Raw genomic sequence first — 24,779 nt, forward strand, 5'->3', positions numbered from 1 at the left:
GTACTGATGATGCTGGGGCTGCAGTCCACCACGGCCACCGGACAGCCGGATCCGAGCCCGGACCGGGCCGCAGCCGACCAGGTCCTCACCTGGACCGCGGGCAACGCCATCGACAAGTACACGTCGGCGCCCGCGACGGCGGTGGCCGGCCCGGCGACGATCGTCTTCGAGAACAGCGTGGCCACCGGCAACACCACCGGAATGCCGCACACGCTGACGTTCGTCACCTCCGACCCCGAGTTCAACAGCGATGTCCAGCTGAACATCCTGGCCAATCCCAACGACGACCAGGGCGGCCGCCACACCGCCGAGGTCACGCTCACTCCGGGCCGCTACTTCTACCACTGCACGATCCCCGGCCACGGCCAGATGCAGGGGATTCTCGTGGTGACCGAGGGCAGCGGCGAGGACACCACGGCACCCGAGGCGTCCGCCCAGGTCAGCGGGGTACAGAACGCGCAGGGTGAGTACGTCGGTTCGGCGAGTGTGACGGTCGGGGCGACCGACGACACCGGCGGATCCGGCGTCGACCGGATCGAGTACGCGACCGGCGACACCGGCGCCTGGCAGCCGTACACCGCCCCGGTCGTCGTCGACCAGGTGGGCAGCCACAAGGTCCGCTACCGGGCGTTCGACAAGGCGGGCAACGTGTCCGCCGAGAAGAGCGTCGAGTTCACGGTCGTCGCCCCGCCGACGGACGACACGACACCGCCGGAGACCTCGGCGACGGTGAGCGGCGAGCAGAACCCCGACGGCAGTTACGTCGACATGGCCACGGTCACCGTCACCGCCTCCGACACCGGCTCCGGGGTCAACACCATCGAGTACGCGATCGGCGCGTCCGGCGCCTGGCAGCCGTACACCGGCCCGGTGATGGTGCATCAGACCGGCACGCACACCGTCCGCTACCGCGCCACCGACAAGGCGGGCAACGCGGCGGCCGAGAAGAGCGTGGAGTTCACGGTGGTCGCCGCGCCGCCGCAGGACACCACACCGCCGGTGACGGGCGCGACCGTGGAGGGCACCCGGAACTCCGACGGGGCGTACGTGGCGAACGCCAAGGTCACCATCAGTGCGACGGACGGGGCGGGTTCGGGTGTCGCGAGCGTCGAGTACTCGCTCGACGGCGGGCCCTATCTCACGTACACGGCTCCCCTGGTCGTCGACCGTGCGGGCCCGCACACCGTGGCGTACCGGGCGAGCGACAAGGCGGGCAACACCTCCGACGCCCGGACCGTCAGCTTCACGGTCGTGGCGGGCGGGGTGCCCGCGCCGCCCTGCCCCGAGTACGACGAACGGCTGACCGTCATCGTCGGCACGGTCGACTCGGGTGTGCCCAACCGGGTCACGAACAACCGGTGCCGGATCAACGAGCTGATCGAGGACGAGAAGGAGTGGACGTCCCACGCGCTGTTCCTCAAGCATGTGAAGACGGTCCTGGACAAACTCCTCAAGGAAGGCGTCGTCGACCAGCGCGAGTACAACGCCATCACCAAGGCGGCCCGGCAGTCCGGCATCGGCAGGCCCGGCCAGACCGAGGGCTACCGCACGATCCTCGACGGCACCGCGGACTCCTTCGCCAAGTGGCAGCACGTGGGCGGCGGTTCCTTCGCGCCGAACGCCGACGGGTCGATCACCAGCGGCACCACGAAGGCGGGCCTCGGCATGCTGTGGTTCCCGCAGCGCAAGTACGGCGACTTCTCGCTCCGGCTCCAGTGGCGCGACGACGCTCCCGGCACGGGCAACGCCAACTCCGGTGTCTTCGTGCGCTTCCCGTACGTCCATGACCACCCGGAGGAGTCACGGCCGGAGTGGGTCGCCATCAAGTACGGGCACGAGGTGCAGGTGCTCGACCGGCCCGACGGCGACATGTACAAGACGGGGTCCGTCTACGGCTTCGACCGCGTGGGCCTGGCCGGCGCGGGCGTGACGCAGAAGGGCACCTGGAACGACTACGAGATCCGGGTGGTCGACCAGCACTACTCGGTCTACCGCAACGGCGTGCTGATCAACGAGTTCGACAACATCGGCGGCCAGGACTTCGTCCCGCCCCGCGCCGACGACCCCGGCACGGACGGGCGGCGGTTCGCCTCCGGCTACATCGGGCTCCAGGTGCACGGCACGACGGATGTGATCTCGTACCGGGACATCCGGATCAAGGAGTTGTAGGTCCCGCTCTGCGGGCTCTGCTCGGCTGTACCCGCTTGGGCTCCCCCGGCATCTTGGGGTAGTCGGGCGGGTACGGCAGATCGCCGAGCCCGTGATCGCGCTCGTCCCTGTCGGCGAGCTCCAGCAGCGCCTCCAGCGAGAAACGACGGTCGTCCATGTCCGCGTGCACATCGCCGAGTTCGGCGAAGCGCGCGGGCATGGTCGCGAGGTCGAAGTCCCGGGGGCGGGCGTCGCCGACCTCCTCCCAGCGCAGGGGCGCCGAGACGGGGGCGTGCGGGCGGGGGCGTACGGAGTAGGCGGAGGCGATCGTGCGGTCCCGCGCGGCCTGGTTGTAATCGATGAAGATCTTCTCGCCCCGCTCCTCCTTCCACCACTTGACCGTGACGTGCTCCGGCATCCGGCGTTCCGTCTCCCGGCCGACCGCGATGGCGGCCCGGCGGACCTGAGTGAAGCTCCAGCGCGGCTCGATGGGGACGAACACATGCAGGCCGCGACCGCCGGAGGTCTTGGGGAAGCCCTGCAGACCACCGAACTCGGCGAGAACGGCGCGCAGTTCATGGGCGGCGCGGACGGCGTCGTCGTAGTCGGTGCCGGGCTGCGGGTCGAGGTCGATGCGGAGTTCGTCGGGGCTGTCGACGTCGTCGCGGCGCACCGGCCACGGGTGGAAGGTGAGGGTGCCGAACTGGGCGGCCCACAGGACGGCGGCCTCCTCGGTGGGGCACATCTCGTCGGCGCTGCGGCCGCTGGGGAAGGTGATGTGGGCGGTGGGGATCCAGTCGGGCATGTTCTTGGGCGCCCGCTTCTGGAAGAAGGACTCGCCGGTGACGCCGTCCGGGTAGCGCTCCAGGGTGGTGGGGCGGTTGCGCAGAGCGCGCAGGATGCCGGGGCCGACGGCCTGGTAGTAGCGGGCGAGGTCCAGCTTGGTGAAGCCGCGCTCCGGGAAGAACACCTTGTCGGGACTGGACAGCCGTACGGTCCGGCCGCCCGCCCGGAGTTCCACCGCTTCGCCCATGCGAGCCACGGTAGGCCCCGCCCGGGTCCCGCGCACACCGGGCGCACGACGCCCGCGTGGCGCAGAATCCAACCATGGAGCTGCCGGTGATGCCGCCCGTCAAGCCGATGCTCGCCAAGTCCGTGGCGAAGATCCCCGAGGGCATGCACTACGAGGCGAAGTGGGACGGCTTCCGGGCGATCGTGTTCCGCGACGGGGACGAGGTGGAGCTCGTCAGCCGTACCACCAAGCCGTTGACCAGGTATTTCCCGGAGCTGGTGGCGGCGTTGAAGGAGCGGCTGCCGGAGCGCTGTGTGCTGGACGGGGAGATCGTGATCGCACGGGAGGGGCGGCTCGACTTCGACGCACTCACCGAGCGCATCCACCCGGCCGACTCCCGGGTGCGGATGCTGGCGGAGAGGACACCGGCCTCCTTCGTCGCCTTCGACCTGCTGGCGCTGGCCGACGAGTCGCTCCTCGAGGCGCCGCTGAGCAACCGGCGTGCGCTGCTGGTCATGGCGCTGTCGGGGGTGCGGGCCCCGGTGCACGTGACGCCGGCGACCACCGACATCGAGGTGGCGCGGCAGTGGTTCCAGCAGTACGAGGGGGCGGGCCTGGACGGAGTGATCGCCAAGCCGCTCACGCTGCACTATCTCCAGGACGAGCGGGCCATGTACAAGGTCAAGCACGAGCGCACGGCGGACGTCGTCGTCGCCGGGTACCGCCTGCACAAGAGCGGCCCGGTCGTCGGCTCCCTGCTGCTCGGCCTGTACGACGACCAAGGCACGCTCCAGCACGTGGGCGTGTCCGCCGCGTTCTCCATGGAGCGGCGCGCCGAACTGGCGGAGGAGCTGGAGCCGCTGCGCATGGACGTCTCGGGGCATCCGTGGGCGGCCTGGGCCGAGGAGGAGGCGCACGAGGCGGCGCGGCTGCCGGGCGCGCCGAGCCGCTGGTCGGGCAAGAAGGACCTGTCCTGGGTGCCGCTCAGGCCGGAGCGGGTGTGCGAGGTGGCGTACGACCACATGGAGAACGGGGAGCGTTTCCGGCACACGGCCCGCTTCCGCCGCTGGCGCCCGGACCGGACGCCGGAGAGCTGCACCTACGCCCAGCTGGAGGAGCCGGTGCGCTACGACCTCGCGGAGATCTTCGCGCCCCAGGCCTGAGCCGCCCCAGGCCTGAGTCAGGGCCGCATCAGCACCTTCACGGCACCGTCCCGCTTGTGCTGGAACATGTCGTACGCCTGCGGCGCCTCGTCGAGCGGCAGCCGGTGGGTGGCGAAGTCGTCGACGCCGAGCGGGTCCTCGTCGGTCAGATAGGGCAGGATCTCGTCGCTCCAGCGGCGTACGTTGGCCTGGCCCATCCGGATCTGGAGCTGCTTGTCGAACATGGTGAGCATCGGCAGCGGGTCGGCGGTGCCGCCGTACACGCCGACGAGGGACAGGGTGCCGCCGCGGCGCACCAGCTCGATGGCGGTGTGCAGGGCGGCGAGCCGGTCGACGCTGAAGCGTTCGGCGAGCGGGCCGCTCAGTTTCCGGGGCAGCATCGTGGAGGCCTGCTGGGCGAGCCGGGCCGCCAGGCTGCCGTGCGCCTCGGTGCCGACCGCGTCGATCACGGCGTCGGGGCCGCGGCCGTCGGTCTGGTCACGGATCGCGGCGACGAGCTCCTTCTCGCTGTCGAAGACCCTGAGGTCGAACGTCTCCACGCCGTGCGCCCGCGCCCGCCGCAGCCGGTCGCCGACCAGGTCCACCCCGAACACCCGCCCGGCGCCCCGGACCTGGGCGACCCGGCAGACCATGTCCCCGATCGGGCCGAGCCCGAGCACCGCGACGCTGCCGCCCTGGGCCAGGTCCGCGTAGGAGACCGCCTGCCAGGCGGTGGGCAGGACGTCGGAGAGGTAGACGAACCGGTCGTCGGGCGGGCCTTCCGGCACCTTGATCGGGCCGTACTGGGCCTGCGGGACCCGCAGGTACTCGGCCTGGCCGCCCGGTACCGCACCGTACAGACGGGTGTAGCCGAACAGGGCGGCGCCCATGCCCTCGCCGGACACCTGGGTGGTCTCGCACTGGGTGGGCAGCGAGTTGAGGCACATCCAGCAACTGCCGCAGGCGATCTGGAACGGCACGACGACCCGGTCGCCCGCCGCCAGGTCCGGTACGCCGGGCCCGACCTCCTCGACGATGCCCATGGGCTCGTGGCCGAGGATGTCACCCGGCGTCATGAACGGTGTGAGCACCTCGTACAGATGCAGGTCGGAGCCGCACAGCCCGGTCGAGGTGATACGTATGACGGCGTCGGTCGGCTCCTCGATCCGCGGATCGGGCACGTTCTCCACCCGGACGTCCCGCTTGCCCTGCCATGTCACAGCCCTCATCGCCCCGCGCTCCCTCCGTCGCCTCCACGGTTGCCCGTCCTGCGGTGCCGCCCGGGTACCCGGGCCGCCCGTGTCGAACCGCGCGGCCCCGCCTGGGCCGATCGGAGTACTCACCGCGAGCCGTTGGCGCATCTCGCCCCGTCGAGTGACCGGATCTGCTCAGGTATGGCGAGCGATGAACCGATAAGCGCACAATCAGGGACGCGGGAGTGGGTGGGTGGCGACGGTGGGCATGGAACGCAGGGCGCGGGTGCGGCGTGCCGCCAGGACGGCGGTGCTGCTGGCCGCGGCGATGACGGCCGTCCTGACAGCAGGCTGCACGAACGGCGGCGGACCGCCGCCCGACGACCGGCCGCCGCCCGCGCCGGAGCCGGAGCCGGTGCCGAGCCCGGAGGACAGTGACATCGGCGATGTCGGTTCGGTGCTCGCCGTGAAGATCGACAACGCGCGCAGGGCGCGGCCGCACACCGGCCTGGGCGAAGCGGACATCGTGTACGTCGAGCAGGTCGAGGGCGGGCTGAGCCGGCTGATGGCGGTGTACGCGACCAGGCTGCCGGAGACCGTCGGGCCGGTGCGCAGCGCCCGCGAGAGCGATCTGGAACTGCTGCGCCAGTTCGACCGGCCCACGCTCGCCTTCTCCGGCGCACAGCGCAAGCTGCTGCCGCTGATCGACCGGGCGCCGCTGCGCGCCGAGCCGCCCGACCGCACGCCCGGCGCCTACTACCGCGCCAGGGAAAGGCCCGCCCCGCACAACCTGTATCTGCGCCCGCTGCGACTGCTGCCCTCGGCTCCGGGTCCGGACGCCCTCGCCCCCGGCTTCACCTACGGCGCCCCGCCGGCCGGCGGCACGGCGGAGACGACCCGGACGGTGCGCTACCCGGCGGCCCGCTTCACCTTCACCTGGTCCGAGGACCACGACCGCTATCTGGTCGCGATGGACGGGACGGCCATGGTGACGACCGACGGCGCGCGGGTGGCTCCCGCGACGGTCGTCGTGCAGTACGTGCGGCTGCGCCCGTCCGAGTACTTCGACTCCCGGGGCAACAACACGCCGTACACCGAGAGCGTCGGCTCGGGGAAGGCGACGGTGCTGCGGGACGGGAGGGCGTACGACGTGCACTGGAAGCGCGCGTCGGCCGACGACGACACCCGGTTCACGACCGAGCGGGGCGCGCCGGTGAACTTCGCCACGGGCCAGGTGTGGGTGGTGCTGGCGAAGGCCTGATCAGGGCTGGGCGACGAGGGGTTCCACGGGGTTGCGGAGCTCCTCGGCCGCGTCCGAGACCCGGCGGAGGAGATCGAGGAACTGGCTCTGCTCGGCGGCGGACAGCGGAGCCAGGAAGACCTGGTTCATCCGGGCCGTGCGCACCGACAGCTTGCGATGGGTGCGCAGGCCGTCCTCGGTCAGGCGCAGCAGGAAGCGGCGGCCGTCCTGCGGGTCGCGGACCTTGTCCAGCAGCCCCCGGCGGCCGAGCCGGCTGATCACCTCGGCGATGGTGGACCGGTCGAGCCCCACCCGCTCCCCCACCGTGCGCTGGTCCAGGCCCGGCTCGTCGACGAGGGCGTTGAGGACGGCGAACTGCGGCGAGGTGATCTCCTCGGAGACCATCGTGTTCCACAGCAGGTGGTGCGCCTGCTGCAGCCGCCGGGCCAGGTGCCCGGGGTGGTTGGCGAGGTCCACCGCGGCCATGTCCGCTCCCCGTGGTCGATTCGATCAGTGTACTGACGATATCGCGCTACGGTGCGCCTGTCTTCAGCAGGCCGGTCATCGAACGGAACGGCGCCTCAGGTGTTGACGTCGACGAATACGAGTGACAGCGTGAAGGAAAGTTCACTTAATTGCTCAGTGCCCTGAACAATGAGATCGGAAGAGATGAGGCTTGTCGATCACCGTCAGGACCGCTGCGAAGCTCGAACAGTAGGAACCTCATGGCTCTCACCCAGCACGACATCGACCAGGAGATCGCGGCCGAGCACGCCGCGTACGAGAAGCGGGTCGCCGACGGCGGTCCCGTCGAGCACCATCCGCGCCGCGACTACGCCCCGTACCGCTCCTCGCTGCTGCGGCACCCCAAGCAGCCGTTGGTCGCGATAGACGTGGCCAGGGATCCGGAGCTGGTGGAGCTGGCCTCCCCCGCCTTCGGCGAGCGGGACATCACCGAGATCGACAACGACCTGACGCGGCAGCACACCGGCGAGCCGATCGGCGAGCGCATCACCGTCTCCGGCCGGCTGCTGGACCGGGGCGGTCGCCCGATCCGGGGCCAGCTGATCGAGATCTGGCAGGCCAACTCCGCGGGCCGGTACGCCCACCAGCGCGAGCAGCACGACGCCCCGCTGGACCCCAACTTCACGGGTGTCGGCCGCACGCTGACCGACGACAGCGGCTGCTACACGTTCACCACCGTCCAGCCGGGCCCTTACCCGTGGCGCCAGCACCTCAACGCCTGGCGGCCGGCCCACATCCACTTCTCGCTGTTCGGTACGGCGTTCACCCAGCGGCTCGTGACGCAGATGTACTTCCCGAACGACCCGCTGTTCCCGTACGACCCGATCATCCAGTCGGTGACGGACGACGCGGCCCGGCAGCGGCTGGTCGCGACGTACGACCACAGCCTGTCGGTCCCGGAGTTCTCGATGGGCTACCACTGGGACATCGTGCTCGACGGGCCGCACGCCACCTGGCTCGAGGAAGGGCGCTGACCTGCCATGGCGAAGATCGACACGAGCCGCCCGGAGACCGTGCTCCCCACTCCGTCGCACACGGTGGGCCCCTTCTACGGCCACGCCCTGCCCTTCCCCGGCGGCGGCGACATCGCCCCGGTCGGCCACCCGGACACCATCACCCTGCAGGGTTACGTGCTCGACGGCGAGGGCAAGCCGCTGCCGGACGCGTTCGTGGAGCTGTGGGGTCCCGACCCGGACGGCAACCTGCCGCAGGTCGACGGGTCGATGCGGCGCGACCCGGCCGGCGGCGGCTTCCTGGGCCGCAACGGGGTGGAGTTCACCGGCTGGGGCCGCATTCAGACCGACGTCAACGGCCACTGGTACGCGCGCACGCTGCGCCCGGGCGCGCGCGGCCGGAACGCCCCGTACCTCAGCGTGTGCGTCTTCGCGCGCGGGCTGCTCGTTCACCTGTTCACCCGGATCTACCTGCCGGGCGACGAGGCCGCGCTCGCCGCGGACCCGCTGCTGTCCCAGCTGGCCGAGGCGCGTCGCGACACGCTGATCGCCCGCGCGGACGGCGACGGCACCCACCGTTTCGACATCCGCCTTCAGGGCGAAGGCGAGACGGTCTTCCTGGAGTTCCGGTGACTCCCCCGCCCTTCGGGCGGGAGGTGCCCCCAGCCGTTCCCGAACCCGGCCTGCTCGCCCCCGGGTGGGCAGGCTCCCCTGCCGCGTCCGCGACGAGCGACACCGCCTACCTCCAGGCGCTGCTCGACGCGGAGGCCGCCCTGACCCGCGCACAGGCCTCGCTGGGACTGGCCCCGGCCGGGGCCGCCACGGCCGTGACCGAGGCGGCCCACGCCGACCGCTTCGACGTACGGTCACTGGCGGAGCGCGCCCGCGGGGGCGGCAACCCGGTCATCCCGCTGGTCGCCGACCTGACGAAGGCGGTCGGTGCGGAGTACGGGCCGTATGTCCATCGGGGTGCGACCAGCCAGGACATCATGGACACGGCGACGATGCTGGTCGCGACGCGCGCCCTGGACCTCGTCCTGGCCGATCTCGCCCGCGTGGAGCGGGCGCTGGCCCGGCTGGCCGCCGAGCACCGCGACACCGTGATGCCCGGACGCACCCTCACCCAGCACGCCGTCCCGACGACGTTCGGGCTGAAGGCGGCCGGCTGGCGGTCGCTGGTACTGGACGCACGGGACCGGGTGGCGGCCGTACGGGACGGGCTGCCCGCTCAACTCGGCGGGGCGGCCGGGACGTTGGCGGCGTTCGGCGCGTACGGAGTGAGCGAGCCGACCGCCCTGCCGGCGGCGTACGCCCATGAACTCGGCCTGCGGCCACCGGTCCTGCCCTGGCACACGCTGCGCACGCCGATCGCCGACCTCGCCGGATGTCTGGCCTTCACGGCCGGGGCGCTCGGCAAGATCGCCGTGGATGTGCTCACCCTGTCCCGCACCGAGATCGCCGAGGTCACGGAGGGCGGTGGCGGGGGTTCGTCGGCGATGCCGCACAAGGCCAATCCCGTACGGTCCACCCTGATCGCCGCCGCAGCGCGGCGCGCACCGCAGCTCGCGGCCACGCTCTACGGGGCGCCGGCCGCCGAGGACGAGCGGCCGGCCGGGGCCTGGCACGCGGAGTGGGAGCCGCTGCGGGATCTGCTGCGACTGACCGGCGGGGCCGCACGCGACGCCGCCGAACTGGCCGAGGGGCTGCGGGTCCACCCGGACGTCATGCGGGAGCATCTGGACCTCACGCACGGACTGATCGTCTCGGAGCGGCTGTCCGCCGAACTGGCTCCGCTGCTGGGGCGGGCCCGAGCGAAGGAGCTGCTCACGCGGCTCGCCGGACGCATGTCCACCGAAGGGCGCCCGCTCACCGAACTCCTCGCCGAAGAACCGGAGTTGAAGGGCATCGACCTGCGCGAGCTCACCGACCCCACCCACTACACCGGCTCCGCCGGCGCCCTCACCGACCTTTCTCTGGAGCGACGTTGACCGGGAAACTCCTCAACCACCGGGCCGAGGGCCCCGCTTCGGCTCCCCCACTGCTGCTCGGGCCGTCGCTGGGCACCTCCCACGCCCTGTGGGACAGGGTCGCGCCCGAGCTGTCCGTCACCCACCGGGTGGTCCGCTGGGACCTGCCGGGACACGGAGGTTCGGCGGCGGAACTGATCGGGCCCGGCGCCACCGTCGGTGACCTCGCCGACCTGGTGCTCGCGCTCGCCGACTCGCTCGGTGTCGAGCGGTTCGCGTACGCCGGTGTGTCGCTGGGCGGTGCGGTGGGCCTGCAGCTGGCGGTGCATCACCCGGAGCGGGTGTCGTCCCTGGCCGTGATCTGCTCGTCGGCCCACTTCAACGGTGCGCAGCCGTGGGAGGAGCGGGCCGCGCTGGTGCGCCGCGAGGGGCTGGCCTCGCTCGCCGAGGGCGCGGCCGCCCGCTGGTTCACACCGGGGTTCACCGTGCCCCGGCTGGTCCAGGACCACCGGGACGCCGACCCGGCGGCGTACGCGGCCTGCTGTGACGCGCTCGCCGCCTTCGACCTGCGGGACCGGCTCGCGCAGATCTCCGCGCCCACGCTGCTGATCGCCGGGCGGGACGATCCGGCGACGCCGCCCGCGCATCTGCGGGAGATCGCGGACGCCGTGCCGGGAGCCGCGCTCGTGGAGATCCCGGGGGCTTCGCATCTGGCACCCGCGCAATGCCCCGAGGCGGTTCTGACCGCCCTGCGGGCGCACTTCGACGGAGCCGCACGGCGCGGCATGGAGGTCCGCCGGGAGGTGCTCGGCGACGCCCACGTCGAGGAGGACGGCACACCGGGCTGAGGTGACGAGCGCGCCGTCGTCACCCTTCCAGCGCCGTCGCTACCCCTCCAGCTCCGCCAGCCCCTGCCGCGCCTGCATCGCCAGGCCGTCCGCCCCGCACGAACGGGCCAGCGTCAGGCCCCGGTTGAGCTCGGACGTGGAGCGGGCGGCGAGGCCGTACTCGATGCGGGCGGCGGCGTGTTCGTACTGGCAGGGCGAGGCCTCCAGATAGGTGACGGCCTGCGCGGCGAGCCGTACCTTGCGCTGGCCGGTCTCCAGGGCGGCGGCGCAGCGCAGGGCCTCGCCGATGGCCGTGTCGGTGCCGAACCGCTCGGCCTGGCGGCGGGCGTCGGCGGCGAGCCGCCCGGCGCGGGCCGGGTCCTCGGTGGCGAGGGCGAGAGCGAGGTCGACGGTCCAGGGGGCCAGCACCGGGTTGTGGCCGCCACGAGCGGCCGCCGCCTTCTCGGCCGCCTCCAGTTCGTTGACGCCGTCCTCGGTGCGGCCCACGGCGAGCAGCAGCCGGCCGCGCACGGAACGGGTGTCGGGCAACACGATGGTCGACGGGTAGGGCGGGGCGAAGCCGTACGTCTCGGCCGTCGTCCAGGCCTCCTCGACATGGCCGCGGGCCAGCAGGGTGTCGACGAGTCCGCAGGTCGCCGACCAGTACAGGGGCAGTCCGCGCCCGACCCGTTCGGCCAGCCGCAGTGACTCGCGCAGCACGGTCTCGGCATCCTTCAGCCGGCCCTGGCGGCGGAAGGCGAGGCCCAGGAAGGCGTTGGCCAGCGCGAGGTGGCCGCCGCTCCAGCCGGCCGTGGTGTAGGTGCGCAGCGCCTCGGCGAAGAGGTTCTCGGCGCGGTCGAGCCGGTCGGCGTAGGCGTAGGAACTGCCCAGCATCATCAGCAGTTCGACGCCCCACTGGGTGTCGGTCCAGCCGAGGCCGGGCGCGAGCCGGCCGTTGACGAGGGCCCGGTCGCACAGCTCGACGACCTCCTCGGCACTCTCGCCGTGGGTCATGGCGTCGAAGGCGCGCAGGATGAGCAGGGCACGTTCGGAGTTGTCCCGGCCGGTGCAGGTGCGGGCCAGCTCGGCGAGGCGCTGGGAGCGGCCGGGGGTGGCGGACTCGCCCGCGTAGATGCCCTCCCACATGTACTGCACGGCCCGCAGCCGCATCCGGGCGGGGCCCTCCTCGTGCCGGGCGGCCTCGGCCTCGACGGTGCGGACGGCCTGTTCCAGCTGGTCGTTGTGGAGCAGGGCCTGGGAGAGGCGGAAGACGGCGTCGACGCGGGCGGGACCGTCGAGGCCGGGCATGGCGAGCGCGGCCCCCAGGTGGCCGATGGTGGTGGCGGGCGCGGTCAGCAGGCCGGCGCAGCCCAGCTCGTAGAGCACGCGCGCGTGGACCTCGGGCCGGGGCGGCTCCTCGAGGGCGCGTTCGAGGCAGCGGCGGGCGGCTTCCGGGGCGCCGACGGCGAGGTGCTCGCGGGCGGCCTCGCGCAGTTGGCCGACGAGTTCGGCGTCGTCGTCCGGGTGGACCTGGAGCAGGTGGCGGGAGGCGGCCGCGGCGCCGAGTCCGGAGTCGGTGACGATCTGGGCGGCGATGCCGTGCATGGCGGTGCGCAGGGCGTCCGGGATGGAGTTGTAGACGGCGGTGGCGATCAGCGGATGGACGAACTCCAGGTCGCCGCCGCCGGGCCGGGTGTTCGCCGGGTCGGGGACGGTGAGGATACGGGCGCTGCGCAGAAGTTCGGCGCAGCGCACCGCGTCGTCGTGGCCCATGGTGGCGAGTTGGGCGACCAGGTCGACGGAGATGCCGGTGCCGAGGATGGCGGCCGCCCAGGCGAACCGGGTGGCGTCGATGCCGAGCCCCTCCAGGCGGGCGACCAGGCCGCCGCCGCGGGCCGAGCGGTTCAGGGCGCGCAGTTCGCCGGCCGAGGGCTCGGTCGGCTCCAGCTCGCTGTCCTGCACCTTGGCGAGGAGTTCGACGGTCTCGTAGGGGTTGCCGCCGGTGACGGCCCAGACCTCGCGGCAGAACGGGGCGTCGGCGTGCTCGCCGACGGTGGCGCGGGTGAGTCCGGCGGTGGCGTCCGGGGTCAGGGCGCTCAGCGTGGTCTCGGGACGGCTCGCGGCGGCGGCCACCGCGTCCAGGTGGCGGGCGCTCTCACCGCCGGCCTCGCCCGGCCGGCGGGCCACCACGACCAGCACGGACAGATCGTGCAGCCGCTCGGCGAACGCGGCCAGCCACTGCAGGGTCTCCTGGTCGGCCCAGTGGGCGTCGTCGATCAGCAGCACCAGCGGCCATTCCCGCCTGGCCAGCCGGCGCACGGCGGCGACGAGTCCGTCGCACACGCCCTGCGGGTCGGCCTGCCGCCCGCCGGGGTCCGCTATGCCGAGGGCGGGGCCGGCGATGTCGTACCAGTCGCCGAGGTACTCGCGGGCCTCCTCGGGCAGCAGCGACACGAGGGCGGGCTGGAGCAGTTGTCGTACGACGTTGAAGGGGACGGACCTGAGGGTCTCGCCGCCGCGGGCCGACCACACCGTGCAGCCGCGTTCCTCGGCGATGCGGCGGGTCTGGGCGAGCAGCGCGGTCTTGCCGAGTCCGGCCTCCCCCCGGAACATCAGCAGGCCGCCCGAGGACGAGCGGTCGGCGCAGAGTGTGTCGACCGCCCGGGTGACGGCGGCGACTTCGTGGTCGCGCTCCCACAGGGATCCCGAGGCGGCCGCCGTCGGCCCTACCTCCGTCATCCCGCTACCTCCCCAAGTCGCCCGAACGACGTACAGGCCCGAGCGTAGCCGTCCCGTTGCCCGAGCGGTGGCCTGTCGGGCGACCTGTTGCCGTGTCGGATGGCACCGAGTGCCGCCGGCCCGGACGGTCGACGCGAAGGTTCCGTGTCCGGCTCCCCTGTGCGTCACCGACCGTCAATACTCGTGGGAATGAAGGCGACTTTCCAGGATCAGGGCACGGTTCGGTCCCGGCGGGCCCTGGTCGCGGGATCGGTGGGCAACTTCATCGAGTGGTACGAGTTCGGCGTCTACGGCTACTTCGCCACGATCATCGCGGCGCGCTTCTTCACCCCCGAGGGCGGCAGCGAGGTCGAGGCGCTGGTGAAGACGTACGCGTCGTTCGCGCTGGCGTTCTTCTTCCGGCCCGTCGGCGCGGCGCTGTTCGGGCGGCTGGGCGACCGGATCGGCCGCCGCCCGGTGCTGATCCTGGTGATCGGGCTGATGACGGGCGCGACGACACTGATCGGTGTGCTGCCGACGTATGAGACGGCCGGTGCTCTGGCGCCCTGGCTGCTCACCTTCCTGAGAGCGCTTCAGGGGCTCTCCGCGGGCGGGGAGTTCGGTGGGGCGGTGGCGGTGATGACGGAGTTCGCTCCGCCGGGGCGGCGGGGGCTGTACGGGTCCTGGCAGTCGTTCACGGTGGCACTGGGGCTGCTGGGTGGTGCGGGGGCCGCGGCGCTGCTGGCCACCGTGCTGACGGAGGATCAGCTGGGTGACTGGGGCTGGCGGCTGCCGTTTCTGCTGACGCTGCCGCTGGGGCTGGGCGCGCTGTGGCTCAGGCTCCGGCTGGACGAGACGCCGGCCTTCCGCCACGAACGCGAGGTGGCGCCTCAGAGTCCGCCCGTGCGTGAGGTCGCGCGGGCGATCGCGCTCGGTGCGGGGCGGATCATGGGCTGGGCGGCGGCCGGGTACACGTTCCTGGTCGTGCTGCCGTCCTACCTGCAGAGCACGCTCGACGCGAGTTTCCAGCAGGCGCTGATCGCCACGGTGCTGGCCAATCTCGGCTTCGCGGTGACGATCGTCCCGGCGGGGCTGCTCAGCGACCGGGTGGGGCGGCGGGCCGTGATGCTGACGGGTGCGCTGCTCGTGGTGGTCCTCGCGGTTCCGCTGCTGAACCTTCTTCAGGACCCCGGCGGGTCGGACGCGGTGAAGGGTGCGGCGGTGTTCGGTGCAGGTGCGGTCGTGGGGCTGATGGCGGGTCCCGGACCGGCGATGCTGTCGGAGATGTTCCCGACGACCGTGCGCTACACCGGCCTGGGACTCGCCTACGCCCTGTCCAATGCCGTGTTCTCGGGTTGTGCCGGGCTCATCATCACGGAGACGATCGAACGGACCGGAAACGTGGACATCCCCGCGTACTACGCGGCGGCCACCTGCGCGGTGAGCGTGCTGGCGCTCGCCGCGGTTCCGGTGAAGGGCGTTACGAGGAAAGCGAGTTGACCGGATGCGGGTGATCGGGCTGATGTCCGGCACGTCGTACGACGCCATCGACGCGGCGGCGGCCGAGCTGAGCCTCGTCGGTGACAGCCTGGTACTGAAGCCGCTCGGCATGGTGAGCGAGGCGTACGACGAGGAGCTGCGGGCGGCGCTCGCGGCGGCGCTGCCGCCGGGGTCCGTCTCGATGGCCGAGGTGTGCCGGCTCGACACGCGGATCGGGCAGGCCTTCGCGGCGGCGGCCGCCCGGGCCGACCGTGAACTGTGCGACGGACGGGCCGAGTTGGTCGCCTCGCACGGGCAGACCGTCTTCCACTGGGTGGACGAGGGCCGGGTGCACGGCACGTTGCAGCTCGGACAGCCCGCGTGGATCGCCGAGGCCACCGGGCTGCCCGTGGTCGCCGACTTCCGGCCCCGGGACATCGCCGCCGGGGGCCAGGGGGCGCCGCTGGTCAGCCTGGTCGACCTGCTGTGGCTGCGCGGCCGGCCGGGTACGCCGGTCGCCCTGAACCTCGGCGGGATCGCCAACCTCACCGCGCCCGACGGCACGGCCTTCGACACGGGGCCGGGGTGTGCGCTGATCGACGCGGCGGCGCACGGGTTCAGCGGCGGGCGGCTGGCGTACGACGTGGACGGTGCCCTGGCCGCCCGCGGCCGGGTCCGTCCGGTGCTGCTCGACCGGCTGCTGGCGGAGCCGTACTACGCACTGCCCGCGCCCAAGACGACCGGCAAGGAGCTGTTCCACGTCGGTTATCTGCACACGGCTCTGGCCGGCGTCGGAACGCTGCCCGCCGAGGACGTGATCGCGACGCTCACCGAGCTCACCGCCCGCACGGTCGCCGACGCCGTGCGCGCGGTGGAGGCCACGGAGGTGATCGCGTCCGGTGGCGGAACCCGGAACCCGGTGCTGATGGGCATGCTCGGCGATCAGCTGCCGGGCGTGCCGGTGCGCGCCTCCGACGAGCTCGGGCTGCCCTCGGACGCCAAGGAGGCGTACGCGTTCGCGGTGCTGGGGTTCCTGACGGCGCACGGTCTGCCCGGCACGGTGCCGGCGAGCACGGGTGCCCGGCATCCGAGCGTGCTGGGGTCGGTGACACCGGGACGGGACGGGCTGCGACTGCCGCCGGCGGCGGCCGGGAAGGGGCCGGTGCGGCTGGTGCTGGAATGACCCGGGGTCAGCCCGTGTGACATGGGGAGGCGATCCCTCTCATCCGCCTTTCACCGACGCCTCATACGGTGGGGGCATGACGCAGGAGACTCCCCCCGGGTGGTATCCCGACCCCGGGCAGACAAGTGACGGTCCCGCCACCGAGCGCTGGTGGGACGGCAGGGCATGGACGGACCGGACCCGTCCCGCGGGGTCGGCCGCCGCCTGGGGTCCCCCGGCGGGACCGCCCACCGCCGACGCGTACCCGACGCAACCCGGATATCCGGGATATCCCGGGTACCCGGGGTACCCCGCCCAGCCGCCCGCCGCCCCGCGGCGCGGTCTGCGCACGGGCATAGCGGTCACGGTCGCCGCCGTGGTCCTGGCGAGCATAGGCGTCGGTGTGTACGCGCTGACGAAGGACGACGGGGGCGGCGCGAGCCGCGCCGACTCGCAGCAGGGGCCGGACGGTGCCGGTCCGTCCGACGGCCCGAGCGGCGGACCCTTCGACGACGGTCGGTCGCCCGGGCCGGAGGAGTCCCGGGCGCCGGAGGTCGAGGGGGGCGGCACGGTGTCCGACGCGGTCAACGGGATCAGCCTCCCGGTACCGGAGGGCTGGACCGGCCAGGCTTTCAGCGTGGGCGCGCAGCTGACCTCCGACGACGCCTACGAGTGCCCCGGCGACACGTCGAAGACGTGCACGAAGGGCGGCGCGTACTCGGCGCCCGCCGAGGTGCTGGGCACCGAGGGCAGCACGCCGGAGGAGGTCGCGAAGGCGGACATCGCCGCGAACGCCGAGGAGTCCTACGGCGGCACCACGTACGGCAAGATCACCTCGCACGAGGTGCTGGCGTCCAAGGCGGTGACCGTGGCCGGGCAGAAGGGCTATCTGGTCCGCTGGAAGGCCATCACCAGCAAGGGCGCCGACGGCTACGTCGAGTCGCTCGCCTTCCCCTCGCCCGCCGACTCCGGCCGGCTGGTCGTGGTCCGGTTCGGGGTGGACGCCGACCAGAAGGTGTCCGTCATCGACGAGATCACCAAGGGCATCGAGGAGTCGTCGGGCGGCGGCAACGGGCAGAACGTCTGACGCGCCCGCCCACCGGGGCACGACACCGGTCGGCCGGGTGGGGCGCCTCTCCGCTCAAGAGGAACCCCACCCGGCCGGGGGGTGCGCGCCGCCCCCGTCCCCACGGTGCGGCGCAGGCAGGCCGGTCGTCCAGTCATCCCGTGGACGGCGGCCTGGGTCTCAGGTGAGGCCGAGTGCGGGCAGCACGGCGGCCTCGAGGAACCGGAGCAGATAGTCCCCGTCGGCGTCCTCGCCGTCCAGGACCGGCCGGACGCGCAGGACGCCGAACATCTGCGCCGGCACGTACTCCAGCGCCGGATGGTCGGCGGGCACTTCCCCGCGCTCCACCCCACGCTGCAGCATCTCCCTGATCGCGGCGATCTCCGGCTCGACCAGCGCCTCGCGCAGCGCCTGCTGGAGTTCCCGGTCCTCCACCACGGCGTGGCCGAGTGCCTGCATCAGCCGGCTGTCCTTGCCCGACCTCTCGCCCGCGGCCCGCGCGGCCTGGCGCAGGTCCTCGGCCAGCGAGCCGGTGTCGATACCGGCGAAGCGCGGGCAGGCGTTCGAGCGCAGGGCCGCCGCCACGAACTGGGGTTTGGTCTTCCACTGCCGGTACAGCGTGGACTTGCTGCACCGGGTGCTGGCGGCGACGCCGTCCATGGTGACGGCGTCGTAGCCGCACTCGCGGATCTGCTCGAGCACGGCGTCGAAGAACTCCTGCTCACGCTCGCGCGTCAGCTTGGAGCGGCGCGAGGCGCCGACCGTCCCCGGTCGGTCCGCGGCCTGCGACGTCATCGGCTGGTCTCCTCGCTCGCGTCCGGCGGCCCCAACGGGGCCCGCTCTCCAGTGTGTCGCACGTTATCGATACGCCAGTGTACCGGTACTCAGTCGTATCGGTACACTGGCGTATCGGTACGGCATCGTATCGATGACTTCGTCGTACCACCGAACCACACATGCACCACCGTCAGTGAAAGGGCCGGGGGATGAATGCCCGCACCGAGCCTGCCGAAGCGGAGACCGACGCGATAGCGCGGCCGCCGATCGTCCGTGAGCTGCTGCTCGTCGCAGGGCTCTTCGCCATCTACAAGTCGGGCCGGCTGCTGGCGACGGGCCACACCGGCGAGGCCTTCCGCAACGCGGACCACGTCTGGGACCTGGAACGAGCCGTCCGGCTGCCCGGGGAGGGCGCGGTGCAGTCCGCGCTGCTGCACGGTGACACCCTGGTGCACCTCGCGAACACCTACTACGCGACGGTCCACTTCCCCGCCACCGCAGCCTTCCTGGTCTGGCTGTACGTGCGGCGCCCGGGGCACTACGTCTGGGCGCGCCGAGCGCTCGCCGCGCTCACCGCCGCCGCGCTGGTGCTGCATCTGACGTTCCCGCTCGCTCCGCCGCGGATGCTCGCGGAGGCCGGGCTCGTGGACACGGGGCAGGTGTACGGGCCGTCCGTGTACGGCTCTCCGGAGACCGACCAGTTGTCGAACCAGTTCGCGGCGATGCCCTCACTGCACTTCGGCTGGGCGCTGATGCTGGCGATCGGCCTGATCGTCGCCACCCGGTCGCGGTGGCGATGGCTGTGGCTGCTGCACCCGCTGCTCACCCTGCTGGTGATCGTCGGGACGGCGAACCACTACTGGCTCGACGCGATCGCGGCGGCCGTGCTGCTGAGCGGTGCGCTCGCGGTGATCCGTCCGCCGCTCCGGACGACCGTCACGGTCCGGCCTGCCGCGGACGACCGCGTACCCACCAAGGAGCCGGTGCTCGTGGCGGCGGGCCGATGAGCGCCACCGTGGTCGCCGTCGTCCTTTCCCTTTTCTCCGCCGTCGCCTACGCGGCCGCCGCCGTCGCCCAGGAACGGCTGGCCGCCCGGAGCTCCGGCTCGGGTCTGCTGCGGCTGCTCGGCAGCGGGGCGTGGTGGCTGTCGGTGGGGCTGAACGCCTCCGGCGCGCTGCTGCACATCGTCGCCCTCACCTACGGTCCGCTGACCGTGGTGCAGCCGCTGGGCGCGCTCACCCTGGTCGCAGCGGTACCGATGGGTGCCCGGCTGGCCGGGCGGAAGGTCAGCGCGACCGAGTGGCGGGGCACCGCGTTCACCCTCTTCGGGCTGGCCGCGCTGCTCGTCACGGCGTCCGGGCCCGCGCCCGACGACACGCTCAGTGTGCCCGAGGCGCTCGCGGTGGCCGGTACGGCGGCGGTGCTGGTCGGCGCGCTGGCCCGGCCGGGCGGCCGGAGCGGCCTGCGGCACGCGACCGCGTCCGGCGTCGCCTCCGGCGTCGGCTCGGCGCTCACCCAGACCGTCACGGTGGCCGCGACCGACGACTCCGGCCCCCTGCTCAGCGCGCAGGTCATCGGGGTGGCCGTGCTGGTCGCCGCCTTCGCGGTCGGCGGACTCCTCCTGTCACAGATCGCCTACCGGGCAGGCCTGGGCGCCCCGCTCGCCGTGGTGACCCTGTCGAACCCGGTGGCCGCCGCGCTCATCGGCCTCTCCCTGCTGGGCGAACGGCTACGGGGCGGCCCAGCGGGCATCCTCGCCGCGGCGACGGGCGCGGCCCTGGCGGCACGGGGAGTGGTACTGCTGTCGAGAGCGGCACACCAGGACGTCAAGCCGCGGGCAGTCGCGCCTCCCCCAGTGCCTGAACGGCCTGGGGGCGCGACCCACCCCCCGGCCACAACACCGGTCGCCACCCAGGAGCCCGGCAGCGCAGCAGGCCGGGTGGCCGGGCAGAAGGCCGGGGACGAGGCAGCCCCGCACCAGCCGGACCTCCCCGACCCCTTGGTGACCGCTCTCCTCGCACCCGGCCTGGGCACGGCGTTGGCACCCCGGACCCGGCACACCGGCCCAGGGCACCTCACCCCCCTCTGACCCCAGCGCCTACTCCGTGACGATCGCCGGATCGCTCACGCCAGGACGCCCGTTCTCGACGTGCCCGGCGAAGCCCCGCACGAAGGCCGGGTCGGCGTCGGAGGTGACGGTGAGGTCGTACCAGCGCCGGCTCGCCGCCAGGTCGACGGTCTGCCGTACGGTCGCGCCGGCGCGCACCCGGACGGTCCGGGTCCGGCCGCGGTAGCCGTCGGCCACCTTCAGCTGCACCGTGCCGGACCCCTTGTTGGTGAAGGTCAGCTCGATGTCGTCGCCCCTGTGCCGGGCGGTGACCTCCGGACCCGCCACCTTGTTCGCGCCCTTGAAGAAACGCACGAAGCCGTTGGGGCCGTGCACGGTCAGGTCGTAGGAGCCCTTGGAGTACGCCGAGTTCCAGGTGTCCGAGATGTTCTTGCCGGCCTCGGTGGTGTACTGCCACGGCCCGTCGGTGCGGTTGCCGGACGTGACGTGGAAGGCGGCACCGGCCTTGGCGCCGGAGGCGAAGGTCAGCGTGAACTTGCCGGCCGCCGCGTCCACCGAACCGTCGACGTACGGGGCGTACTTCAGGGGGCGCGAGGGACGCAGGCCGCGCTCCTGCTTGGGCATGTCGGGGTCGGCCGGCGGCGTCGGCTTGTAGTCGGGGTGACGCTCGCGGTCCTGCGGCTCGTACTCGTCCGTCTCCGGCAGGGCGGCCGGACGGCTGTCCTTGCGGGAGAAGTCGAAGGCCGAGGTCAGGTCGCCGCAGACGGTCCGGCGCCAGGGGGAGATGTTCGTCTCCTTGACGCCGAAGCGGCGCTCCATGAACTGGAGGATCGAGGTGTGGTCCAGGGTCTCGGAGCAGACGTAACCGCCCTTGCTCCACGGCGAGACGACCAGCATCGGCACGCGCGGGCCGAGGCCGTAGGGGCCGGCCGGGCGCTTGCTGTCGCCCGGGTAGAGGTCGAGCGAGACGTCGACGGTGGACTTGCCCCGGGACGCGTCCTTCGGCGGGAGCGGCGGCAGCACGTGGTCGAAGAAGCCGTCGTTCTCGTCGAAGGTGATGAACAGCGCCGTCTTCGCCCAGACCTCGGGATTGGAGGTGAGGGCGTCCAGGACCTGGGCGATGTACCAGGCGCCATAGTTCGTGGGCCAGTTGGAGTGCTCGGTGAAGGCCTCGGGGGCGGCGATCCAGGAGATCTGCGGCAGCTTGCCGGCCTTGACGTCGGCCTTCAGCTGGTCGAAGTAGCCGTCGCCGTTCTTGACGTCGGTGCCGGTACGGGCCTTGTCGTACCAGGGGTCGCCGGGCTGGGCGTTGCGATACTTGTCGAAGTACAGCAGCGAGTTGTCGCCGTAGTTGCCCCGGTAGGCGTCCTCGATCCAGCCCCAGGAGCCGGCCGCGTCCAGGCCGTCGCCGATGTCCTGGTAGATCTTCCAGGAGATGCCCGCCTGCTCCAGGCGCTCGGGGTAGGTCGTCCAGCCGTAGCCGAGCTCGTCGTTGCCGAGGACCGGGCCGCCGCCCTTGCCGTCGTTGCCCGTGTAGCCCGTCCACATGTAGTAGCGGTTCGGGTCGGTGGAGCCGATGAACGAGCAGTGGTAGGCGTCGCAGATGGTGAACGAGTCGGCGAGGGCGTAGTAGAAGGGGATGTCCTCGCGGGTCAGGTACGCCATGGTCGTGGTGCCCTTGGCGGGGATCCACTTGTCGTACTTGCCCCCGTTGTAGGCCTGCTGGCCGTCGGTCCAGCCGTGCGGCAGGCCCTCCAGGAACTGCATGCCGAGGTCGTCGGCGTCCGGGTGGAACGGCAGGATGTCCTTGGTGCCGTCCGACTGGTGCCAGATCGACTTGCCGTTGTCGTGCGCCACCGGCCGCGGGTCGCCGAAGCCGCGGACGCCGCGCAGCTTGCCGAAGTAGTGGTCGAAGGAGCGGTTCTCCTGCATCAGGACGACGATGTGCTCGACGTCCTCGATCGTCCCGTTGCGGTGGTTGGCCGGCAGTGCGGCGGCCCGCTCGATGCTGCTCGCCAGGGCGGTGAAGGCGGTGGTGGCCCCCGCGATCTGGAGGAATCTGCGCCGGTTGACTTCGGGCATGGCTGAGGGACCTCTCTCGTCCTGAAGGGGTACTACCGGCCGGGCGTTGACGGAATGCGCGCGCAAGGAGTGTTCCAAGAGCACCAAACGTCAGGGAAGGGTCTGATGTCGCCGTTGTGAAAGTCGCGGGTACGCCCGGGTCCGTCAGGGAGTTTCTCCGCCATTCAGGGCGGCACGTGGCAAAACAGCACACGTGCCGCCCGTTGTTCGTCCGTGCGGACCGAGCCGTCAGGACAGATACGCCTCCACCTCACTGAACTGGCCCGCCGGCCAGCCGGTGTTGGCGGTCACGTGCAGTCGCAGATGGCGCAGGTTCGTGCCGCTGGGCAGGGAGACGGTGACCGTGTTGCCGGTGGCCGGGTCGAAGCGGTGGCCCTGGGATCCGACCACCGTGGAGTACGACGACCCGTCGGTGCTGCCCTGCACGGAGAAGGTCTGGGTGCGGGCACCCCAGGCCGGGGACGGCGGCAGCTTGAGGACGAGTCGGCGGACGGCCTGCGCGGAGCCGAGGTCGATCGTCAGGGACTGCGGGAAGGCGTTGTTGGCCGACTCCCAGTAGCTGTTCGCGTCGCCGTCGACCGCCTTGCCGGGCGTGTACACGTCCTGGTGGCCGGTCGCGGTGGCCGGGCGGCCCTGGGCGAGATTGCGGGTGGGGTCGGGGTCGGGGTTGCCCTGGTCGGGCTGGGGCCAGGTCGAGCAGTCCGACCAGGTGCTGTTCCAGCCGGAGTTGCCGCCGCCGTCGGTGAGCGTGAAGGTGCCGGAGCCGCTCGGGTAGGGGCAGTTGTAGATACCCGCCGCGCCGACATCGGTGGCCGTGACGTTGCGGAAGGTGGCGGCGCCCTGGGTCTCGGCCTGGACGACGACCGTGCCCGTGTTGCGGACGGTGGCGCCGTCCACGGTGATGTTCTTCGCCGCGAAGCCGCGCCCGCTGCCCGAGACGAACTCGAAGGCGCTGTACGGGCTGTCGGTGACGGTCGTGTTGGTGATACGGACGTTCGCCTCGATGGCGCTGTCGTACGAGTCGACGCGCAGCGCGCCCATCGGATGGTTCCAGTTGGGGTTCATCGCGCCGGTGCGGACGAGCGTGTTGCCGTCGACCGTGATCGTGCCGGCCAGCGGGTGGAAGGGGTCGAGGAACTTCTGGTTGGAGATCGCGATACCGCTGCCGAGGGCGTTGGTGTCGGAGATCAGGTTGTTGCTGACGGTGATGTCGGTGCCGCCGTAGATCGCGATGCCGTTGGCCAGGTTCGGCTGGGTGATCGTGTTGTTCTCGAAGCTGCTGTTGGTGTCGGGCGCGTACAGCGACCACATGGCGAGGGCGTCGTCGCCCTGGTTGCGCAGGAAGTTGTTGCGGACCTTGACCCCGCGTGCGTTGCCGTTGAGGTTGAGGCCGTCGGCCGTCATGTCGAGGAAGCGGTTGTTCTCGACGACCAGGTTGTCGTTGTTGCCCATCAGCCACAGGCCGACCTTGAGGTGCTGCAGCCACATGCCGGAGACCGAGCTGTTCGGTCCCAGCGACCCGTTGACGAAGTTGTCCGGGTTGGAGTCGACGCGCTCGGTCACCTCGCCGATGACGGCGAAGTTCTTGATGTGCACGTTGCCGGACGAGCTGGACTGGTCGATGAAGCGCGAGCTGCGCACGACGGAGTGCCAGTGACCGGCTCCCTGGAGAGTGACGTTCTGTACGCCGTTCAGGGACGAGGTCAGCCGGTACTCGCCCGGCGGGATCCACACCACACCGCCCTGTGCGGCGGCGATGGCGTTGCGGAAGGCCTGGGTGGAGTCGCCCTGGCCGGTCGGGTCGGCGCCGTGCAAGACGACGGAGACCGATCCGGCGGGCTGATCGGCGGGCCCGGCCGCCTGCTCGAAGTCGGCGACGTCGACGGTGACCTGCGTGCCGGTCGCCTCGACGGCCACCTTGTCACCCGCCTGCACGTTCTGGCCGAGCAGCAGCCGGGCGTTGTCGTAGAAGTGGTGGGTCTTCGCGCCCGGGATCCAAGGTGTGTCGACATACGAGTACTTGGAGGTGACGGCGATGGTCTTCGCCAGCTTGGTGCCGTTGACGTAGACGTTCAGCGTGCCGGACTGGCCGTCGGGGACGCTGTAGGCGACGTTCACGGCGTTGGCCGCGCGGGGCACGGTGAACTCGACGCGCTGGCCGGCGCTGAGGCGGACCGCCTGGCGGCCGGAGGCCTCGGAGGCGAGGGTGCCCTGGGTGTGGTCGGGGCCGATCTTCGCGCCGGTGGTGGTGGCGGACTCGGCCTCGACGGAGGTGAAGGGCAGGGTGGCGCCCGCGGCGGCGTGGGCGGTGGGTGCGCCGAGGGCGACGAGCATGCCGGCGGCCAGGGCGACGGTGACACCGATGGCCGGCGATCTGAGGCTGTGCCTGTGCATGTGCTGATCCCTTCGTGGTGGGGGTG

At 72.1% G+C, this 24,779-nt stretch carries 18 protein-coding genes and 1 pseudogene; 12 read left to right on the forward strand and 7 right to left on the reverse strand.

Features of this window, described 5'->3' with window-relative positions; all coding sequences use genetic code 11:
- Nucleotides 1–6 precede the first annotated feature (6 nt).
- On the forward strand, nt 7–2,169 hold the full coding sequence (locus tag ACFV7R_RS02520; RefSeq protein ID WP_385259720.1) for an OmpL47-type beta-barrel domain-containing protein: 2,163 nt from the start codon (nt 7–9) through the stop codon (nt 2,167–2,169).
- Here ACFV7R_RS02520 and ligD read toward each other — a convergent pair.
- A complete protein-coding gene (gene ligD / locus ACFV7R_RS02525) occupies nt 2,156–3,181 on the reverse strand; it encodes a non-homologous end-joining DNA ligase (protein ID WP_385259004.1) in 1,026 nt (341 codons plus the stop codon). The genes ACFV7R_RS02520 and ligD overlap by 14 nt on opposite strands.
- A gap of 74 nt (nt 3,182–3,255) precedes the next feature.
- Here ligD and ACFV7R_RS02530 point away from each other — a divergent pair, with 74 nt between their 5' ends.
- A complete protein-coding gene (locus ACFV7R_RS02530; RefSeq protein ID WP_385259722.1) occupies nt 3,256–4,323 on the forward strand; it encodes an ATP-dependent DNA ligase in 1,068 nt (355 codons plus the stop codon).
- Nucleotides 4,324–4,340: 17 nt separating this feature from the next.
- Here the strand turns inward: ACFV7R_RS02530 and ACFV7R_RS02535 are convergent, their stop codons facing one another.
- On the reverse strand, nt 4,341–5,531 hold the full coding sequence (locus tag ACFV7R_RS02535; protein WP_385259006.1) for a zinc-dependent alcohol dehydrogenase: 1,191 nt from the start codon (nt 5,529–5,531) through the stop codon (nt 4,341–4,343).
- A gap of 232 nt (nt 5,532–5,763) precedes the next feature.
- On the opposite strand from ACFV7R_RS02535, the gene ACFV7R_RS02540 reads away from it, so the two are divergent.
- Nucleotides 5,764–6,756, forward strand: coding sequence for a DUF3048 domain-containing protein (locus ACFV7R_RS02540; protein WP_385259725.1), 993 nt, complete (start codon nt 5,764–5,766; stop codon nt 6,754–6,756).
- On the opposite strand, the gene ACFV7R_RS02545 is transcribed toward ACFV7R_RS02540, so the two are convergent.
- Nucleotides 6,757–7,221, reverse strand: coding sequence for a MarR family winged helix-turn-helix transcriptional regulator (locus ACFV7R_RS02545; protein WP_385259008.1), 465 nt, complete (start codon nt 7,219–7,221; stop codon nt 6,757–6,759).
- Between the two features lie 239 nt (nt 7,222–7,460).
- Between ACFV7R_RS02545 and pcaH the strand changes: the two genes are divergently transcribed.
- The 4 genes and pseudogenes from pcaH to pcaD form a co-directional block, all read left to right on the forward strand.
- Nucleotides 7,461–8,234 (forward strand): protocatechuate 3,4-dioxygenase subunit beta, encoded by a 774-nt coding sequence (gene pcaH / locus ACFV7R_RS02550; protein WP_385259011.1) that lies wholly within the window; start codon nt 7,461–7,463, stop codon nt 8,232–8,234.
- Between the two features lie 6 nt (nt 8,235–8,240).
- Nucleotides 8,241–8,846, forward strand: a complete 606-nt coding sequence (gene pcaG, locus ACFV7R_RS02555; RefSeq protein ID WP_385259014.1) for a protocatechuate 3,4-dioxygenase subunit alpha — start codon at nt 8,241–8,243, stop codon at nt 8,844–8,846.
- The gene (gene pcaB, locus ACFV7R_RS02560) at nt 8,843–10,201 is read left to right on the forward strand and encodes a 3-carboxy-cis,cis-muconate cycloisomerase (RefSeq protein WP_385259017.1); all 1,359 of its coding nucleotides are present in this window, start codon (nt 8,843–8,845) and stop codon (nt 10,199–10,201) included. The genes pcaG and pcaB overlap by 4 nt, the downstream gene beginning before the upstream one ends.
- Nucleotides 10,198–11,007: pseudogene (gene pcaD / locus ACFV7R_RS02565) on the forward strand (3-oxoadipate enol-lactonase); the annotation flags it as partial. The gene pcaB and the pseudogene pcaD, both read left to right, overlap by 4 nt.
- Nucleotides 11,008–11,067: 60 nt before the next feature.
- On the opposite strand, the gene ACFV7R_RS02570 reads toward pcaD, so the two are convergent.
- Nucleotides 11,068–13,746, reverse strand: a complete 2,679-nt coding sequence (locus ACFV7R_RS02570; protein WP_385259019.1) for an ATP-binding protein — start codon at nt 13,744–13,746, stop codon at nt 11,068–11,070.
- 189 nt (nt 13,747–13,935) lie between these two features.
- Here ACFV7R_RS02570 and ACFV7R_RS02575 point away from each other — a divergent pair, with 189 nt between their 5' ends.
- From ACFV7R_RS02575 to ACFV7R_RS02585, 3 genes are all read left to right on the forward strand, one after another.
- Nucleotides 13,936–15,225, forward strand: coding sequence for an MFS transporter (locus tag ACFV7R_RS02575; protein ID WP_385259020.1), 1,290 nt, complete (start codon nt 13,936–13,938; stop codon nt 15,223–15,225).
- 4 nt (nt 15,226–15,229) lie between these two features.
- Nucleotides 15,230–16,387 (forward strand): anhydro-N-acetylmuramic acid kinase, encoded by a 1,158-nt coding sequence (locus ACFV7R_RS02580; protein WP_385259021.1) that lies wholly within the window; start codon nt 15,230–15,232, stop codon nt 16,385–16,387.
- A gap of 76 nt (nt 16,388–16,463) precedes the next feature.
- The gene (locus ACFV7R_RS02585) at nt 16,464–17,453 is read left to right on the forward strand and encodes a DUF2510 domain-containing protein (protein WP_385259023.1); all 990 of its coding nucleotides are present in this window, start codon (nt 16,464–16,466) and stop codon (nt 17,451–17,453) included.
- A gap of 159 nt (nt 17,454–17,612) precedes the next feature.
- Here the strand turns inward: ACFV7R_RS02585 and ACFV7R_RS02590 are convergent, their stop codons facing one another.
- Entirely contained in the window at nt 17,613–18,227 is a 615-nt protein-coding gene (locus tag ACFV7R_RS02590; RefSeq protein ID WP_385259025.1) for a TetR/AcrR family transcriptional regulator, read from the reverse strand.
- A gap of 191 nt (nt 18,228–18,418) precedes the next feature.
- Between ACFV7R_RS02590 and ACFV7R_RS02595 the strand changes: the two genes are divergently transcribed.
- Both ACFV7R_RS02595 and ACFV7R_RS02600 read left to right on the forward strand, forming a co-directional pair.
- Nucleotides 18,419–19,216 (forward strand): phosphatase PAP2 family protein, encoded by a 798-nt coding sequence (locus ACFV7R_RS02595; RefSeq protein ID WP_385259027.1) that lies wholly within the window; start codon nt 18,419–18,421, stop codon nt 19,214–19,216.
- Nucleotides 19,213–20,298, forward strand: a complete 1,086-nt coding sequence (locus ACFV7R_RS02600) for a hypothetical protein (protein ID WP_385259028.1) — start codon at nt 19,213–19,215, stop codon at nt 20,296–20,298. The genes ACFV7R_RS02595 and ACFV7R_RS02600 overlap by 4 nt, the downstream gene beginning before the upstream one ends.
- Nucleotides 20,299–20,307: 9 nt before the next feature.
- Here ACFV7R_RS02600 and ACFV7R_RS02605 read toward each other — a convergent pair whose 3' ends face one another.
- On the reverse strand, nt 20,308–22,359 hold the full coding sequence (locus ACFV7R_RS02605; RefSeq protein ID WP_385259030.1) for a phosphocholine-specific phospholipase C: 2,052 nt from the start codon (nt 22,357–22,359) through the stop codon (nt 20,308–20,310).
- 228 nt (nt 22,360–22,587) lie between these two features.
- Complete coding sequence (locus ACFV7R_RS02610) at nt 22,588–24,753, reverse strand: discoidin domain-containing protein (RefSeq protein ID WP_385259032.1); 2,166 nt, start codon at nt 24,751–24,753, stop codon at nt 22,588–22,590.
- Nucleotides 24,754–24,779 lie beyond the last annotated feature (26 nt).

Source organism: Streptomyces sp. NPDC059866 (genome assembly GCF_042731325.1).
GTDB classification, from domain to species: domain Bacteria; phylum Actinomycetota; class Actinomycetes; order Streptomycetales; family Streptomycetaceae; genus Streptomyces; species Streptomyces flavusporus.